The following is a 17,337-nucleotide window of genomic DNA, read 5'->3' as shown; positions in this document are numbered from 1 at the left end:
AGGGAGGAAACATTATGAATATTTCACTGAAATCCTCAACGGCGGTTGCCGTTGCGCTGGGACTGTTTGGCAGCCCTGCGTTTGCCGATATGGAGGCCGCGAAAGCGTTCCTTGATGCGGAAATCGGAGAGGTGTCGACGTTGTCGCGCGCCGAACAAGAGGCCGAGATGCAGTTCTTTGTGGACGCGGCCAAGCCTTTTGCCGGTATGGACATCAAAGTGGTGTCGGAAACCATCACCACGCATGAATACGAAAGTCAGGTTCTGGCCCCCGCATTCACTGCGATTACCGGCATCAACGTGACCCACGACCTGATCGGTGAGGGCGATGTGGTTGAAAAGCTGCAAACACAGATGCAGTCGGGCGAGAATATCTATGACGCCTATATCAACGACAGCGATCTGATCGGCACGCACTGGCGGTACAAGCAGGTGCGCAACCTGACCGACTGGATGGCGGGTGAAGGCGCGGACGTGACCCTGCCGACGCTGGATCTGGAAGACTTCATCGGCACGTCGTTCACCACCGGCCCCGATGGCAAGCTGTACCAGCTGCCAACCCAGCAGTTCGCGAACCTGTACTGGTTCCGCTATGACTGGTTCAACGACGAAAAGAACATGGCCGATTTCAAAGAGAAATATGGCTATGATCTGGGCGTTCCGGTCAACTGGTCGGCCTATGAAGACATTGCAGAGTTCTTCACCGGTCGCGATCTGTCGCACATGGATGTAACCGGCGAAGTCTATGGCAACATGGACTATGGCAAGAAAGACCCAAGTCTGGGCTGGCGTTACACCGATGCGTGGATGTCGATGGCTGGCATGGGCGATGTGGGTGAGCCCAACGGCTTGCCGGTGGATGAATGGGGCATTCGCGTCAACGAACAGTCGCAACCGACCGGTTCATGCGTGACACGCGGCGGCGCGACGAACTCGCCTGCGGCGGTCTATGCGGTGACCAAGGCGATTGAATGGCTTCAGAACTATTCGCCTCCTGCTGCTGCCGGTATGACCTTCTCGGAAGCGGGCCCAATCCCCGCGCAGGGCAACGTCGCGCAACAGATGTTCTGGTATACGGCGTTCACTGCCGACACGGTAAAACCCGGACTGCCCGTGATGAACGAAGACGGCACACCCAAGTGGCGCATGGCCCCTTCGCCCCACGGTGTTTACTGGAAAGAGGGCCAGAAGATCGGCTATCAGGATGCAGGCAGCTGGACCTTGATGGAATCGACGCCCGTGGACCGCGCACAGGCCGCTTGGCTTTATGCACAGTTCGTTGTGTCGAAAACTGTTGATCTGAAGAAATCGGATGTGGGTCTGACCTTTATCCGTGAATCCACGATTGACAGCGATCACTTCAGCGAACGCGCACCCCGTTTGGGTGGTCTGGTGGAATTCTACCGTTCGCCCGCGCGTGTGGCATGGTCGCCCACTGGTACAAACGTGCCGGATTATCCCAAGCTGGCGCAACTGTGGTGGCAGAACATCGGCGACGCAATGTCCGGTGCCAAGACACCCCAGCAGGCGCTGGACGCGCTATGTTCCGATCAGGAACGCGTGCTTGAGCGTCTGGAACGTGCCGGTGTCCAAGGCGAGCTTGGTCCCAAGCTGAACGAAGAGCAAAGCGCCGAACACTGGTTCGAGCAGCCCGGCGCGCCCTATCCCAAGCTGGAGAACGAAGACGAAGAGCCAAAGACCGTCGCTTATGACGAGCTGATCAAATCCTGGGAATAAATCCTGATTTGCATGATACTGCGGGGGGCCATATCTGGCCCCCCGTTTTGCCCTTTTGATCCAGACATATGTGGCCGCAATGAAATACATCCTGTCGATCGACCAAGGCACCACATCCAGCCGTGCCATCCTGTTTGACGAAACGCTGAATTTGAAAGCGACGTCGCAAGAGGAATTTCCCCAGATCTTTCCCAAATCCGGCTGGGTCGAACACGATCCTGCGGATTTGTGGAGCACCACCGCAGGCACATGCCGCGCTGTCATCGAACGCGCGGGCATTGATGCCAAGGACATCATTTCCATCGGTATCACCAACCAGCGCGAAACCACCGTGGTTTGGGACAAGACCACCGGCAAGCCGGTCTATAACGCGATTGTCTGGCAGGACCGCCGCACCGCCGAGTTCTGCAAATCGCTGCGGGATGCTGGGCATGCCGATATGGTGGCCGACCGCACCGGACTGTTGCTGGACCCGTATTTTTCCGCGACCAAGGTGAAGTGGATACTGGACAACGTGGACGGCGCGCGTGCTGCAGCGCAAGCGGGTGATCTGCTGTTTGGCACGGTTGACTGCTATCTGATCTGGAAGCTGACCGGCGGGGCGGTCCATGCGACCGACGCCACCAATGCTGCGCGAACGATGCTGTATGACATTCGCAAGGGGCGCTGGAGCCAGACGATTTGTGATCTGATGGGTATTCCGGTGTCGATGCTGCCGCAGGTGCGCGACAGTGCCGCCGATTTCGGGCACACCCGTTCCGACCTGTTTGGCCGCCAAATCCCGATCATGGGCGTTGCGGGCGATCAGCAGGCGGCGACCATCGGTCAGGCCTGTTTTGAACCCGGCATGATGAAATCGACCTATGGCACGGGGTGTTTTGCGCTGTTGAACACAGGCGAAACGCCGGTGCGGTCGAACAACCGATTGCTGACGACGATTGCCTATCAGCTGGACGGCAAGCCGACCTATGCGCTGGAAGGGTCTATTTTTGTGGCCGGAGCCGTGGTGCAATGGCTGCGCGACGGGCTGAAGATCATCCGCGAGGCATCGCAGACGCAACCCTTGGCTGAAAAAGCAGACCCCACACAAGGCGTGATTTTGGTGCCAGCTTTTACCGGTCTTGGTGCACCCTATTGGAACCCCGATTGTCGCGGTGCGATATTCGGCCTGTCGCGTAATTCCGGCCCCGAGGAACTGGCTAAGGCAGCGTTGGAAAGTGTCGGCTACCAGACCCGCGATCTGCTGGAAGCGATGTATGCCGACTGGACAGACGACGGTGGCCACAGGGTGCTGCGTGTCGATGGCGGGATGAGCGCGTCGGACTGGGCGATGCAGTTTCTGTCAGACATCATCGGCGCCCCTGTGGACCGGCCCCGCGTGTTGGAAACCACCGCATTGGGTGTTGCGTGGCTGGCCGGAATGCAAGCTGACGCGCTGCCCGATCAAGAGGCGTTTGCCAAGCAATGGGCGTTGGACCGGCAGTTTGAACCGACACTCTGCGAAGAGGCCCGCGAAGCGAAATATGCCAACTGGAAACGCGCTGTTGATGCGACGTTGCGGTATTGATCCCGTGACGCCCTTTGCGATCGACTGCCCCGTGCAAATCGCCTTTGGCGCGGGCAGTGCCGCAGCCTTGCCCGATTTTGTACAACATCCGGTGATTTTTGTACAAGGTTCCAGCGGGGCTGCTTCTGATCCGGTGTTGGCGATGCTGGGCGACGTAGCGCAGGTGATCCGCTGTGCCGGAGAGCCATCGGTCGCCAGCATCAACGCCGCCCTTGATGCGCTGGACGGCATCGCGGTTCAAACGGTTGTGGCCTGCGGCGGCGGGTCGGTTCTGGACACGGGCAAGGTATTGGCGGTGCTGGCAGGATCGGGCATGCGGCTGACAGAAGACTTTGGCCAGATCGACCCCGCGCTGCTGGAGCGACGCGCCAATGTGCGTCTGATCGCACTGCCCACGACCGCGGGCACAGGTGCAGAAGTCACGAAAAACGCGGTGCTGGATGTGCCGAGTTTGGGCACCAAGCTGAGCATTCGGGGCCGCGCGCTGTTTCCCGATCATGCGCTGGTCGATCCCGACCTGATGGCAGGCGCGCCGCGTTCGGTTGCCCTACACGCGGGGCTTGATGCGGTGACGCAACTGATCGAAGCGCACACCTCGGTAGTGGCCACGCCCTTTACCCGCGCGCTGACCGCACAGGCGTTGCCCGAGGCCTTGGGTGCGCTGCGTACTGTGGTGACGGGCGATGTGGCGGGCTGGCCCGCGATGGCGTGGGCGTCGCTGGCCAGTGGCGTGGCGTTGGCAAACGGCGGATTGGGTGCGGCGCACGGATTGGCGGCGGTTCTGGGGGCACGATTGGGTGCTCCGCACGGGGCGTTGTGCGGGCGTTTGCTGGTGCCGGTGATGCGGGCAAACGCGGGTGCGCGCGGTGTAGAGCACTGCGCCGCCGAGGTTGCTGCCGTCTTCGCACCGGTAGAAAACGGCGATGCGCTGTCGGGTCTGGCCGCATGGATCGACGCGCAGGGCCTGCCGCGACTGGCTGATTTCGGGGCGACAGGCGATGGCTTGCCCGAACTGGCGCGTTTGGGCAGTGTCGCATCGTCGAGCCAGAAAAACGCCGTGCCGCTGTCGATCGAGACATACGAAGCCATACTGAAAGCGGCCCTGTGACCCCACGCACCGACAACCGCGCGTGGCTGCTGGTTCTGCCTGCGATGACCGTGCTGGCAGTGGTCGGGTTGGTGCCCCTGATGGCGGTGTTCAACTATGCGTTCTTCGACATTTTCACCCTGCAAAGCCGGTTCTGGGTGGGCACCGAATGGTTCGCGGAGCTGGTTGGCACGAGTGACCTGTACGCCGCCCTCGGACGCAGCATGCTGTTTTCGACGCTGGTGGTTCTGGTGCAGTTTCCGCTGGGCATCGGCATTGCGCTGATAATCCCGCGCGGGCGGCTGACCGGCAGTCTGGTGCTGATGCTGGTGGCGATCCCGCTGGTGGTGCCTTGGAACCTGATCCCGATGATCTGGCTGAACCTGCTGCATCCGACCTATGGGACGGTCGCACAGGTGTTCGACGCCATCGGGTTCGATTTCAACTATAAATTCAATGCGGTACACACCTATGCGCTGTTGGTGACGGTGGACACTTGGCACTGGATCGGGCTGGTGGTGATATTGACCTATTCCGGTCTGTCGGCAATTCCGCTGTCCTATTACCAAGCTGCGCGCATCGACGGCGCGTCGCGGGCGCAGGTGTTCTGGCACATCCAACTGCCCAAGATCAGGCCCGTGCTGCTGATGGCGCTGCTGCTTCGGGTGATCGACAGTCTGATGATCTATGTCGAGGCCTTTGGCATCAATGCAGGCGGGCCGATGGGGGCCACCGCATTCCTTTCGCTGGAACTGGGTGAAGAGATCAACGCGTTCAACTACGGGCCTGCCGCCGCGCGGTCGGTGCTGTATTTCCTGCTGGTGCTGACGGTGGCGTGGCTGTTTCGCGTCGCCATGCAGCGTGAGGTCCGATGAGGGGTGTGATGCGCACGCTAGCCTTTGCGCTGCTGGCAGTGTTCATCATCGGGCCGCTGATGCAGGCGATTGTGCTAAGTCTGACAGTGACACTGCCGCACCCGGGCGTGACGGTGGGCGACTGGTCGCTGGTGAATTATCGCAACATTTTCGACAACCCCGCGCTGGTGGCGTCGCTGCACAATTCGCTGACCTATGTGACGGCCAATGTGATACTGACGCTGATCGTGGCGCTGCCTGCGGCCTATGCTCTGTCGCGCTATCGCTTTGTCGGGGACCGTCACGTGTTTTTGCTGCTGCTGGCGTTCAGGATCACGCCGCCCGTAGTGCTGTCACTGCCAATTTTCCTGCTGTTCGCGCGGTTGGGGCTGCTGAATTCATCATTTGGCATCGCGCTGGTGCATTGCCTGTTCAACATTCCCATCGCGATCTGGATTCTAGAGAGCTTTATCTCGGCCGTGCCCCGCGAGTTTGACGAGACCGCGTTTCTGGATGGCAATTCGCTGTCGCGTTTCTTTGTCGTCCACCTGTTGCCGGTGATTGCACCCGGCGTCGGGGTCGCGTGTTTCTTTTGCTTTATCTTTTCGTGGGTCGAGGTGGTGTTTGCGCGCATTCTGACATCGACGGGGGGCAAGCCGATCACCATGGCGATTGACGCTTTGTTTACCTTTCAGACCGATATCGGGCTGGTGATGGCGATGATGGTTCTGTCACTGGTGCCCGGTGTTGCGTTGATCTGGTTCGTGCGGAACCATATTGCGCGGGGGTTCCAGTTGCGGGCCTAGCCGGCGGGGATTTCGCCCATCTGTTTGGGCACATGATACCCTTTTTGCACCGCCGGACGGGCCAGCAGGCGCTGATACCATGCGCGCAGGTTCGGGAAATCGGCCAGATCGACGCCCTGCCATTCATAACGCGACACCCACGGCCAGCAGGCCATGTCGGCAATGGAATAGTCGCCGCAAATATAGTCGCGCCCTTCCAGTCGGGTGTTCAGTACAGAGTACAGGCGTTTGACCTCGGCGGCGTAACGCTCTTCAGCATAGGGGGCTTTGCCGCGGTTGAAGTGCAAAAAGTGGTGCGCCTGTCCGGCCATCGGGCCAAGTCCGCCCATCTGCCACATCAGCCATTCCATCACCTCGGCACGGCCCGCCGCGTCGGAGGGCAGGAATTTTCCATGCTTATCAGCCAGATAAAACATGATGGCCCCCGACTCCATCACCGACGTCCCGGTGTCCCGATCGACAATGGCGGGGATCTTGTTGTTGGGACTGATCTTCAGGAACTCGGGCGCGAACTGCTCGTCCTTGCCGATGTTGATAGCGTGGGCGGTGTAGTCGACGCCAAGTTCTTCCAGCAGGATCGAGACCTTGCGGCCATTCGGGGTGGTCCATGTGTAAAGGTCGATCATCTGTGGTCCCTTTCCAGGTGGGGGCGGCGCGCTACAGCACCTTGCCCGGATTCATGATGTTGGCCGGATCGATGGCCGATTTCAACTGCTGCATCAGCTCCAGCGCAACGGGGTCTTTATAGCGGCGCAGCTCGGCGCGTTTGACCTGTCCGATGCCGTGTTCGGCAGAGATCGCTCCGTGCATCTCGTGCACGATGTCATGCACGATGCGGTTGAAGGCGGGATATTCGGCCAGAAAGGTCGTGTCGTCCATATTCTTGGGTCGCGACAGGTTGAAGTGCAGGTTGCCGTCGCCGAAGTGCCCAAAGGGGCAGGGGCGCATGTCGGGCATATGTGCGAGGCAAGCGGCCTTGGCGGTGGTGATGAAATCCGCGACCCGCGAGACCGGCACCGAAACGTCATGCTTGATCGAAGCGCCTTCGGGCTTTTGTGATTCCGACAGATGTTCGCGCAGCGCCCAAAGCGCGTCTTTTTGCGACTCGGATGCGCCGATGACCGCGTCACGCACCTCGCCCGTCTCGAAGGCCGCTTCGAGGACGGCTTCCATACGGGCGTCCAGCGTGTCCTGGGCATTGGCGCTGGTCAGTTCGATCAGGCAATAGGCGGGATGGACGGCGTCCATCGGGTCGGTGCAGCCGTGGGCGTGGTCCAGCACCATTTGCAGGGCCATGCGTTCGACATATTCAAACGTCGACAGCGTGTCGGCATTCTGTGCGCGCATCCGTGTATAGAGGGCCAGCGCGCTGTCCGGCCCGTCGCAGGCCACGAATGCGGTGGCGCGGGTGACCGGTTTGGGGAACAGTTTCAGGACGGCGGCGGTGATAATGCCCAGCGTGCCCTCGGCCCCGATGAACAGGTTGCGCAGGTCGTATCCGGTGTTGTTCTTGCGCAGCAGGTTCAGGTCGTTCAACACGCGACCGTCTGGCAGGACCACTTCCAGCCCCAGCACCAGTTCGCGCATGTTGCCATAGCGCAAAACGGCGGTGCCGCCTGCGTTTGTCGCCAGGTTGCCGCCGATCTGGCAGGATCCTTCGGACGCCAGCGACAGTGGAAACAGCGCGTCGACGGCATCGGCGGCCTGCTGGATATTGGCAAGGATACAGCCCGCTTCGACGGTCATCGTGGCGTTGGTCGGGTCCACGTCACGGACGCGGTTCAGACGGTCGGTGGCAAGGATCACGCCGCCATTGGCGACGCCACCGCCGACCAGTCCGGTGTTGCCGCCCTGGGGCACGATGGCCACGCCCGCCGCCGCGCACAGGCGCGCACAAGTGGCGACCTCGTCAGTCGAGGCGGGGCGCAGGAGGGCAATTGCGGTGCCGGTGTAGAGGCCGCGATCCTCGGCCAAGCGTCCCATCATGGCGGCGGGGTCTGTCACCACATAGGTGGCACCGATAGCATCGCTTAACAGGGTAATCAGCTTGGAATGGCCCTCTGCCACGACAGCGGCAGAGGCGTTCGGAGAGGGGGACATCGGCGGATCCTTATCCGGCGGTTGCTTTTTGCCGTGCGGCATCGCGCAGTTTGGTGATCGTGGTGCGCGTCGAGATTTGTTCGGGGTTGGTCACCAGTTCGATCACTGCAGGGCGGCCACACGCGCGCGCACGCTCGAACGCGGCGGCGAAATCGGTGGTTTTGGTCACACGTTCGGCGTGGGCACCCAAACCTTCGGCCATTTTGACAAAATCCTGATTTTTTAGCGTGGTGCCCGAGACGCGCTCGGGGTGGTCGCGTTCCTGATGCATGCGGATGGTGCCGTAAACGCCGTTGTTGAACACCAGCACGATCGGGCAGCCGCCATATTGCGCGGCTGTGGCCAGTTCGTTGCCGCTCATCATGAAACCACCATCACCGACAAAAGACAGCGCCAGCCGGTCGGGATTGGCCAGCGATGCGGCCACGGCGGCGGGCACGGAATAGCCCATCGCACCGCAGGTCGATCCGATGATGCGGCCCGGACGGCCAAAGCGCAGGAAGCGTTGTGCCCAGCCGGTGTGGTTGCCGGCATCCAGCGTGACCACCATGTCGTCGGGCAGGCTGTCGCGGATCTGGGTCAGGGCCACGCCCATGTCCAGTTCCCAGCCGTCACCGTTTGGCGCTTCAGAGTCGGTCAGGTAGTCGTTGTGCAAGGTGTCGCACCAGTTGCCCCAAGTGTCGGCGCGGCCCAGATCGACATCTTGCAGGGCTGCGGCCACGGATGCGGGGGCGGCGGCCAGACCCAGATCGGGGGAATAGACGCGCCCGATTTCGTCGGCGTCGGGATACAGATGCACCAGACGTACGGCCGGATTGGGCGGGGTGATTGTGGTATAGGTTTTGGTTGTCATCTCGCCCAGACGCGCGCCGATTACCACCAGCAGGTCGGCGTTGTTCTGGTGCGCATAAAGGCTGGGCGCGGTCGACGTGCCAAAATCGCCCGCAAAGACCGGCGACAGGTTGTTAACGATGTCCTGACGGCGGAAAGACGTTGTTACGGGGATTTTGTTGACCTCGGCAAAACGGGTGATCGCCGCCGCACTGTCGTCGGACCAGCCCGACCCGCCAAGCAGCAGCAGCGGGCGTTCGGCGCTTGCGATTTCGGCCTTGAGCGCCTCAAAGCTGTCATTGGACAATTCAGCGTGCGTGTCGGTGTAAGGGCGCGCGTCGGCTACATCGACCACGTCGGTCAGCATGTCCTCCGGCAGGGCGATGACTACGGGGCCGGGGCGGCCCGATGTGGCAACGCGGAACGCGCGGGCCATGTATTCGGGCACGCGGTTGGCGTCGTCGATCTGGGTTGCCCATTTGGCGATGGGGCCGAACATGGCGCGATAATCCACTTCTTGAAACGCTTCGCGGTCGGTTGTGTCGCGGGCGATCTGACCCACCAGCAGGATCATCGGCGTGCTGTCCTGCTGGGCGATATGCACCCCGATAGCAGCATGGCAGGCACCTGGCCCGCGCGTGACCATGCAAATGCCGGGCTGGCCGGTCAGCTTGCCATAGGTTTCGGCCATGTTTGCGGCCCCAGCCTCGTGGCGGGCATTGATCAGGGTGAACTTGTCCTGCACGTCGTGCAGCGCATCCAGCACTTCCAGATAGCTTTCGCCGGGCACGCAATAAGCGGTGTCGGCCCCGTGGATCAAAAGCTGGTCAACAAGAACCTGTCCGCCGGTTCGGCTCTTGTTTTTGGTGGTCTGGGTCATGTGGAATACGCTCCGTTCGGTTCAGTTATTGGCTGGTGTAGGTGTCGCCGCATGGCGGTGACGTATCTTTTGCAGTGCCAGAACACTGCCTGCAATCGCAAGACCCACCAGCGTGATCCGGTAATCTGGATAGATCAGGCACAAGGATGCAGCAAACAGCACCGCCGACGTGATCAAATCCATCCGCCCGAAGAAGTACCGCTGCAATGCTGCCGCCAGAAAGATGACGCCAATCGTGGCCTGCGTGATAACGATGGCAATATGCACCCAGTCGCCCTGCATCAGGATCGCAGGTTCATAGACGAACATGAACGGCACGATAAAGCCCGTGGCACCCAGCTTGACCGCTGCCCAGCTGGCTTCGACGATCTTGGCGTGAGACAGGGTGTTGGCCGCATAGACTGCCATAGCAACAGGGGGGGTGATGGCCGACAGGATGGCAAAGTAGAACACAAACAGGTGTGCTGCTTCGACTTGTACGCCCAGTTTGACCAGCGCAGGTACCAGCAGGGCAACCTGAACGATATAGGCAGGCGTGGTTGGCATCCCCATACCAAGGATGATGCCCGCAACCATCGACAACAGCAGCGCGATCACCAGACGGTCTTGGGCAGCTTCGATCACGAAGTTCGAGAAGGTCAGGCCAAGTCCGGTGATGTCGATGACACCCACGACGATGCCCGCACAGGCACAGGCCGCGGCAATCGACAGCACGTTGCGCGCGCCGTTTTCAAGGGCATCCAGAATATTTTCGATGGTGACATAGTGGCGGGTGGATTTGCGCATGGCAGCCACCGGCACGACCGAGATGATCCCGCAAAGTGCCGCATAGGGTGCCGAATAACCCATCACCAGAACGCCAACGATGACGATCAGCGGTAGGAACAGGTGGCCGCGTTCGCTTAGTACCTTTTTGATCGGAATCTGGTCTTCTTTCGGGACCGATCCGATGCCTTTGCGTTTTGCTTCGAAGTGGACGGCGGCAAAGAGGGCCACATAGAACAGGACCGCAGGGGCCAGCGCGTACTTGGCAACCGTCAGGTAACCGACGCCCAGATATTCGGCCATCACAAAGGCTGCAGCGCCCATAACCGGCGGCATGATCTGCCCGCCGGTCGATGCCACGGCTTCGACCGCGCCAGCAAAGGCGGGCTTGAAGCCCATGCGTTTCATCAACGGAATCGAGAATGTACCCGTGGTCATCACGTTGGCCACTGCCGAGCCCGAGACCGAGCCGAACAGACCCGAAGTCACACAGGCCACCTTGGCCGGTCCACCGGCCTGACGGCCTGTGAGGGCGACGGCAAAATCCATGAACAACTGCCCCACGCCCATCTTTTCAACCAGAGAGCCGAACAAGATAAACAGCACCATATAGGTGGCAGAGACCGCGATCGGGATGCCAAAAATGCCTTCGGGAGTCATGAACAGCTGCTCAAGGATCACCGATGGCAGGGTCGAGGTGAACAGCAGCCCATAGGCCATGAACGCAATCGCCGTGATCGGCAGCATCGGCCCCAGCATCCGGCGGGTTGCCTCGAGCAGCAGCACGACCAGCGTGATGCCAACCACGATGTCGACGGGCAGCAGCGGATCGACGTAGAGGAACCGCTGGGTGATGTAATTTAGGTTGAACGACGGATAGAGTGCGGTGCCCATCGCAACCACACCAAGGATCACGTCAAGCCAGCCTGGCGTGTCTGTGCGCACGCCGCGGCGGTCAGTTGTCAAATAGATCAGCACCAGCGCCAGCGCCACGTGGACGCCGCGCATGATGTAAGGGTTCGGGGGGCCGGCAAAAGCCACATACAGATGCCACATGGCCATGCCGATCAGCATCAGCCGTGAAATCCTGGCAAAAATAGGCATCTTGTCGGTGAGAATCGACAGGCTCATGGGATGTCCCCGCGCAGTTGGTAAAGGTTGAAGCCGAAAAAGGGCGAGGCCACCGGCCTCGCCCGATCAGAATGCCAGGGCTGGATTATTCCATACCTGCTACGCCACGTTCGGCATAGAATTCCTTGGCTGCGGGGTGGAAGGGCACGCCGATGTCGGTCGCCATTTCCTCGATTGTCAGGCTTGCCATCGTTTTGCTGATTGCGCCAAAGCTTTCGCTGTTGTCTGCAATCGCGCTAAGCACGGCCTTGATGGTGTCGCCGTTATAGTCGCAAGGGGCAACCATATGCGTGTCGTAGCTGATGGCGTGCACGACTTCATCGAAACCCGGATAGGCGCCTGCTTTGACTTCGCGCAGCTGGAAGGCGGCGTTCTGATCTTTGAAGTGTTTGAATGTTTCGGGGTCCACATCAACCAGCGAAATTTCGCGAGACGAGGCCAGATCCATCACCGATCCAGTCGGTAGAGACGAACCCAGCGTGAAAAAGTCGGCGTGACCGTCTTTCATCTGCGAGGCGGAGTCGGAATAGGATGTGTGCGCAACGCTGCCCATATCGTCATATGTCAGACCGGCGGTCGACAGCAGTTCGCGTGTCAGGAATTCGCCTGTGTTGCCCAGCTGTTGGGTGGTCAGATCCTTACCCTTCATGTCAGCCACGGTTTTGATGCCTGAATCGGCCAGCGCGACAATCTGGAAATACTGCGGATACAGCGTGCCAAGGTTGCAGACATTTGTGGTGGGTTTGCGGAACGGCTCTTTGCCGGACAGGCTGTCCACGGTCGAGATCGAGTTTGCAAATGCGATGGCAAAACGACCCGCGTCCACACCAACCACGTTGGACACACCGGCGCCGGGTGTAACGGTGATGGTGATGTCGGGGTGCTCACGCTCGACAATCGCCTTGATCGCGCCGCCAACGGGATACCACGATCCTCCCTGCTGGCCTGTGGCCATGACAAATTCTTCGGCCTGCGCGGCAAAGCCTGCGGCGGCGAAGATAAGAGTGGCCGCCGTAGTGTGACGGACCGCTTTGGAAAACAAGAACATGAAAACCCCTCCCGAGTTCGAAAATAGCCAAGACCCGCTGGTTTGCGGGCTTGATCCTCCTGTGGTGGCACGGGTGTGCCAGCGTTTGGGCAGGTTGTGCCGCTTTGGTCAACTTGTCAAATAAAAATACAAAAATCCATGAAAGATGGCTCTGCTGTCATGTTGAATGCTGGGGAAAGCAGGGAAAATGACCGGTTCTCAGCGGTTGTCATCGATATTGACAACTTGTCATACAGCTGTATCAATCTTGTAAAAGGGGCAACCAGATGAGTGATTTATTCGATATGTCCGCCCCCCTTGCCCGGGGGGCCACGCTGGGCGACCAGGTGACCGATGTGCTGCGCCACAACGTGGTGAACGGCGCGTGGCCCGTGGGGTCTATGCTGCCCTCGGAAACCACATTGGCGCAAGATCTGAACGTCAGCCGTACCGTGGTGCGCGAGGCCGTATCGCGTTTGAAGGCCGAAGGGATGCTGTCCAGCCAGCAGGGGCGCGGGGCTTTTGTATCCAGTGACCGCCCGCAAATGGGTTTTGCCATCGACAAACAGGACGTGGAAAGCCTGCGTAAGCTGTCGCATATACTGGAATTGCGCATGGGGCTGGAGATCGAAGCTGCCGCCTTTGCCGCTGCGCGGGCCAGCGACGCACACCGCGCCGAAATTCAGGCGGCCGCCGACATGTTCGACCGCAGCGGCGTTGGCACCTCGGGTGTGTCCGAAGGGGTCGAGGCGGATTTGCGCTTTCATCGGGCGGTTTCGGATGCCACGGGCAATGACTACTATCTGGGATTGTTTAACTATTTGGGTGCCAGCCTGCGCGAAACCATGCTGGCAGGGCGGTTGAAGGCGGTGGAGCGTGGTGGCAACAGCCGCGATGCGGTGGCCGAGCATCATGATATTGCCGCAGCCATTGTCGCTGGCGACGGCGATCTGGCGCGCGACCGGATGCGGCTGCATCTGCAACTGTCCAGCCAGCGTCTTTTGGGTAATCTGCGACCCGTGAAAGCAGCAGGCGCATGACACTGCCAGCCGCATTGCATCAAGCACTGAGCAGGCCGGATTCGCTGACTGTTGCGTTGAGCGGGGGCATTGACAGCCTGACCCTGTCGGCGGCCGCGGCTTTGGTGCGCGGGGCGGACAATGTGACGCTGTGCCATGCGGTTTCGCCTGCGGTGCCCGCCGCAGCGACGGCGCGGGTGCATGAATTTGCAACCGAACGGGGTTTGACCCTGCAACTGGTGAAATCCGGTGAGTTTGACGACCCGTCCTATCGCGCCAATCCGGTGAACCGCTGCTATTTCTGCAAGGTGAACCTGTATGGTACCCTGTCGCAGATGGGCGATGTGGTGGCGGCAGGGACTAACACCGATGACCTTGCCGATTACCGCCCCGGCTTGATCGCGGCGGATGAACACAACGTGCTGCACCCGTTTGTTGATGCGGATATGACTAAGGCGGACGTGCGGGCGCTGGCGCGTATCTTGGGTCTGGGGGAACTGGCCGAACTGCCCGCGGCGCCATGTCTGGCCAGCCGGATCGAAACCGGCCTGCGGGTGGAGCCGGACGAACTGGCAACGATCGACCGTGTGGAGACCCTGTTGCGGGATGCGTTGGGCAATATCACCCTGCGCTGCCGCCGGATGCACAGCGGCTGGGTGATAGCACTGGACGGGGGTGTTTTTAACGCTCTGAGTGCGGAACGCCGCGCCGGTTTGCAACGGATGGCGCAGACCGCAATCGGGGGCGATCTGCCCGTTACGGTGCAGCCCTATCAACAAGGGAGCACGTTTGTTCATGTCTGACAGCGGAAATGACGCAGACCCTCATGTGACTTTCGACCGCCAGCGCGCGGACCGGATTGGCATAGAAGAAGCCGTGCTGTGCGGACACAAGACCGACGCGCAGGTTGCGGCCATTCTGGGTGATGCCGTGACCGAAGGGCGGCGGTTGTTGCTGACCCGTCTGGACCCTGCGCAGCACGCCAGCCTGCCAGAGGATTTGCGCAAGTCGTTGGATTATTGCGCCCTGTCGCGCACCGGTATTCTGGGCGACATTCCCGCGCTGGCGCAGACACCGCACATCGCGTTGGTCAGTGCGGGCACCTCGGATTTTGGTCCGATGTCCGAGGCCAAGCGCGTGCTGGCCTACAGCGGTCTGGATGCTACAGCGATTTCCGATGTGGGCGTCGCAGGTTTGTGGCGTCTGCTGGCCCGTGAAGAGCAATTGCGGCAGATGGGCATCGTGATTGTTTTTGCGGGAATGGATGCGGCCTTGCCCTCGGTGCTGGCGGGGCTGGTGCCCGGTGTGGTGATCGGTGTGCCGACCTCGGTCGGGTACGGGGTGGCCACGGGCGGACGTGTGGCGCTGGATGCGATGCTGGCCAGTTGCGCCGCAGGTGTGACGGTGGTGAATATCGACAACGGTTACGGGGCGGCGACGGCTGCCGTGCGTTTCGCCAACATGATGCGCCGCGTGGCGGTGGCCGGATGATAGGAGGGCAGCGGATGGACACTCCGAAGCTGATGATCAAGAAGCGGCAGACGCTGGCAGACCAGCTTTACGGCCAGATTTTGGAGCAGATCGTTTCGAACACGTTAAAACAGGGTGAACGCCTGCCTTCTGAACACCAGATTGCCACCGCCTTTGGCGTGTCGCGCCCCGTGGTGCGCGAGGCGTTGCGCAAACTGCAAGAGGACGGGTTGGTCGAAGCGCGGCGCGGGGTTGGATCGTTCGTGCGCCGCCGTCCGCCCGAAAAACTGATCGAATTTGCCAATGCCGGATCGGTGGCTGGACTGATGCGCGCAATGGAGGCGCGGATGACGGTGGAACACGCCACCGCCCGCATGGCCGCCCTGCGTGCCAGCCAGAAGGACATCGCCCGGATCGAAAGCAAGTTGGCCGAGCTTGAAGCGTCGATGCAGGCGCGCACGCCGTCGGTCGAGGCCGACTATTTGTTCCACCGCGCCATCGCAGAGGCATCGGGCAACCATGTGTTCACGATCATGCTGGACAGCACCCGTGACGCGGTGACCCAAGCCATCGACGTGGCCCAAAAGCTGACGCGCGAAGGATCCCAAGCGCGGATCGACACAGTGATGCGCGAGCACCGGCAAATTCTGGAAGCAATCAAATCCGGCGACAGCGAGGCGGCGGGCGTGTCGATGTCCTATCACCTGCTGCAAGCCCGCCAGCGGGTCACCGACCACAGCAGCAACACCTGAGGAACACCCATGATTTACGATCATCGCACCTATATCTGCCGCCCCGGCATGATCAAAAAGCATCTGGAGCTTTACGGCACCTATGGCTATCCGACCCAGCGGCGGATTTTGGGGGTGCCGGTGATGTTTGCGCAGGTCGAAACCGGGGACGTAAATTCTTTCGTGCATGTCTGGCGCTATGACGACGCTACCGACCGCGCCGAGCGGCGTAAACAACTGGCGGCGGACGCCGATTGGCAGGACTATCTGAAACGCAGCGCCGAGGCGGGCTATCTGGTTAGTCAGATCAACAAGATCCTGACGCCTGCTCCCTTCGTAGAAGGCTAGGTCACCATACAGCCGGGATCAATCTGATGGCCTGCGTCAAATGCACGGATATTGGCCGCCCAATGGGCCACCATTCTCGCGATATTGTCATCGGTGCGCCCGCCGACGTGGGGCAGGGCGACGACATTGTCCAATTGTAACAGGGGGTTGTCGGGGTTCACCGGCTCTTGGGCAAAGACATCCAGACCTGCTGCGGCAAGGGGGCCGTTTTGCAGGGCGCGGGTCAGTGCGGCCTCGTTCACCAGCCCGCCGCGCGCGGTGTTGACCAGAAACGAACCCGCCTTCATTTGCGCAAGTTGGGCAGCGCCCACCAGATTCCGTGTGCCGTCGGTCAACGGCGCGTGCAGGCTGATCAGGTCGCAGGTGCTGAAAATCTCGTCCAGCGTAGCATAACGTTCGCTGCGGCCTTGGACGGGACCGGACCGCTGGTAATAGACGACGTTGCAATCAAAGCCTTGCAGACGGCGGGCCACTTGTTGTCCGATTGCGCCAAAGCCGATCAGCCCCACGGTCATGCCGTTCAGGTCACGCGCGCCCGAGATCAGCGCGGGCGGAGCCCAAGCGCCATTGCGGGTGGCGAGGTCAATTTGCGGGATGCGGCGCAGCGTGGCGATCATAAGCCCAAGCGTCAGATCGGCCACCGTCGGCGCGTTCAGCCCCGGACTGCGGGCGACGGGAATACCGCGTGCGCGTGCGACATCTACTGCAATACCGTCGGTTCCGGTGCCCCATTGGTGGATCAGACGCACCGCGTCGGCCTGTTGCAATGTTGCGGCGGACAGCCCCAGACTGCGCGCCACAATATAGGGCGCACCTTGCACGGTGGCGGCGAAATCCGCGTCTGATGCAGAGGGCGCAAAGCGCAGATCAAGTCCGGTAGCATAGCTGCGCACCATCGCTTGCATGTCGGCGGGCAGTGGCTCAAGCACGGCGACGGGCCCGATCAGCCCGCCGTTGTTTTTTGTGGTCTGTGCACCCATGCGTC

At 60.9% G+C, this 17,337-nt stretch carries 16 protein-coding genes; 10 read left to right on the top strand and 6 right to left on the bottom strand.

Features of this window, described 5'->3' with window-relative positions; translation table 11 throughout:
• The first annotated feature begins 14 nt into the window (after positions 1 to 14).
• The 5 genes from SULPSESMR1_RS19890 to SULPSESMR1_RS19870 all read left to right on the top strand — a co-directional run bounded on the left by SULPSESMR1_RS19890 (position 15) and on the right by SULPSESMR1_RS19870 (position 6,050).
• Complete coding sequence (locus tag SULPSESMR1_RS19890; RefSeq protein WP_089422816.1) at positions 15 to 1,736, top strand: ABC transporter substrate-binding protein; 1,722 nt, start codon at positions 15 to 17, stop codon at positions 1,734 to 1,736.
• A 79-nt stretch (positions 1,737 to 1,815) separates the two neighbouring features.
• Positions 1,816 to 3,303 (top strand): glycerol kinase GlpK, encoded by a 1,488-nt coding sequence (gene glpK / locus SULPSESMR1_RS19885; RefSeq protein ID WP_089422978.1) that lies wholly within the window; start codon positions 1,816 to 1,818, stop codon positions 3,301 to 3,303.
• Entirely contained in the window at positions 3,260 to 4,411 is a 1,152-nt protein-coding gene (locus tag SULPSESMR1_RS19880) for an iron-containing alcohol dehydrogenase (RefSeq protein ID WP_089422815.1), read from the top strand. Before glpK ends, SULPSESMR1_RS19880 begins: the two co-directional genes overlap by 44 nt.
• Positions 4,408 to 5,265, top strand: coding sequence for a carbohydrate ABC transporter permease (locus SULPSESMR1_RS19875; protein ID WP_240311194.1), 858 nt, complete (start codon positions 4,408 to 4,410; stop codon positions 5,263 to 5,265). The genes SULPSESMR1_RS19880 and SULPSESMR1_RS19875 overlap by 4 nt, the downstream gene beginning before the upstream one ends.
• Before the next feature lie 8 nt (positions 5,266 to 5,273).
• Positions 5,274 to 6,050, top strand: coding sequence for a carbohydrate ABC transporter permease (locus SULPSESMR1_RS19870; protein ID WP_240311193.1), 777 nt, complete (start codon positions 5,274 to 5,276; stop codon positions 6,048 to 6,050).
• Here the strand turns inward: SULPSESMR1_RS19870 and SULPSESMR1_RS19865 are convergent.
• The 5 genes from SULPSESMR1_RS19865 to SULPSESMR1_RS19845 form a co-directional block, all read right to left on the bottom strand.
• The gene (locus SULPSESMR1_RS19865) at positions 6,047 to 6,676 is read right to left on the bottom strand and encodes a glutathione S-transferase family protein (protein WP_089422813.1); all 630 of its coding nucleotides are present in this window, start codon (positions 6,674 to 6,676) and stop codon (positions 6,047 to 6,049) included. The two genes, SULPSESMR1_RS19870 and SULPSESMR1_RS19865, sit on opposite strands and share 4 nt — an antisense overlap.
• A 31-nt stretch (positions 6,677 to 6,707) precedes the next feature.
• On the bottom strand, positions 6,708 to 8,150 hold the full coding sequence (locus SULPSESMR1_RS19860) for an FAD-binding oxidoreductase (RefSeq protein ID WP_089422976.1): 1,443 nt from the start codon (positions 8,148 to 8,150) through the stop codon (positions 6,708 to 6,710).
• Positions 8,151 to 8,160: 10 nt separating this feature from the next.
• A complete protein-coding gene (locus SULPSESMR1_RS19855; protein WP_089422812.1) occupies positions 8,161 to 9,861 on the bottom strand; it encodes a thiamine pyrophosphate-dependent enzyme in 1,701 nt (566 codons plus the stop codon).
• 21 nt (positions 9,862 to 9,882) lie between these two features.
• A complete protein-coding gene (locus tag SULPSESMR1_RS19850; RefSeq protein WP_089422811.1) occupies positions 9,883 to 11,757 on the bottom strand; it encodes a TRAP transporter permease in 1,875 nt (624 codons plus the stop codon).
• 85 nt (positions 11,758 to 11,842) lie between these two features.
• Positions 11,843 to 12,805, bottom strand: coding sequence for a TAXI family TRAP transporter solute-binding subunit (locus tag SULPSESMR1_RS19845; protein WP_089422810.1), 963 nt, complete (start codon positions 12,803 to 12,805; stop codon positions 11,843 to 11,845).
• Positions 12,806 to 13,071: 266 nt separating this feature from the next.
• Here SULPSESMR1_RS19845 and SULPSESMR1_RS19840 point away from each other — a divergent pair, with 266 nt between their 5' ends.
• The 5 genes from SULPSESMR1_RS19840 to SULPSESMR1_RS19820 are packed head-to-tail and all read left to right on the top strand — an operon-like array spanning position 13,072 to position 16,352.
• Positions 13,072 to 13,824 carry a FadR/GntR family transcriptional regulator gene (locus SULPSESMR1_RS19840; protein ID WP_089422809.1) on the top strand — a complete coding sequence of 251 codons (753 nt, stop codon included), beginning with the start codon at positions 13,072 to 13,074 and terminating at the stop codon, positions 13,822 to 13,824.
• Complete coding sequence (locus SULPSESMR1_RS19835) at positions 13,821 to 14,606, top strand: adenine nucleotide alpha hydrolase (protein WP_089422808.1); 786 nt, start codon at positions 13,821 to 13,823, stop codon at positions 14,604 to 14,606. Before SULPSESMR1_RS19840 ends, SULPSESMR1_RS19835 begins: the two co-directional genes overlap by 4 nt.
• Positions 14,599 to 15,294, top strand: a complete 696-nt coding sequence (gene larB / locus SULPSESMR1_RS19830; RefSeq protein ID WP_089422807.1) for a nickel pincer cofactor biosynthesis protein LarB — start codon at positions 14,599 to 14,601, stop codon at positions 15,292 to 15,294. The genes SULPSESMR1_RS19835 and larB overlap by 8 nt, the downstream gene beginning before the upstream one ends.
• Positions 15,295 to 15,308: 14 nt before the next feature.
• Positions 15,309 to 16,025 (top strand): FadR/GntR family transcriptional regulator, encoded by a 717-nt coding sequence (locus SULPSESMR1_RS19825; RefSeq protein WP_089422806.1) that lies wholly within the window; start codon positions 15,309 to 15,311, stop codon positions 16,023 to 16,025.
• A gap of 9 nt (positions 16,026 to 16,034) precedes the next feature.
• Positions 16,035 to 16,352, top strand: coding sequence for an NIPSNAP family protein (locus SULPSESMR1_RS19820; RefSeq protein WP_089422805.1), 318 nt, complete (start codon positions 16,035 to 16,037; stop codon positions 16,350 to 16,352).
• On the opposite strand, the gene SULPSESMR1_RS19815 is transcribed toward SULPSESMR1_RS19820, so the two are convergent.
• On the bottom strand, positions 16,349 to 17,332 hold the full coding sequence (locus tag SULPSESMR1_RS19815) for a 2-hydroxyacid dehydrogenase (RefSeq protein WP_089422804.1): 984 nt from the start codon (positions 17,330 to 17,332) through the stop codon (positions 16,349 to 16,351). The two genes, SULPSESMR1_RS19820 and SULPSESMR1_RS19815, sit on opposite strands and share 4 nt — an antisense overlap.
• Positions 17,333 to 17,337: the final 5 nt, after the last annotated feature.

Source organism: Pseudosulfitobacter pseudonitzschiae, from assembly GCF_002222635.1.
In the GTDB taxonomy this organism is placed as follows: domain Bacteria; phylum Pseudomonadota; class Alphaproteobacteria; order Rhodobacterales; family Rhodobacteraceae; genus Pseudosulfitobacter; species Pseudosulfitobacter pseudonitzschiae_A.
Note: the sequence above shows the minus strand (reverse complement) of the source record. Positions and strands in the feature narration are given on the sequence as shown.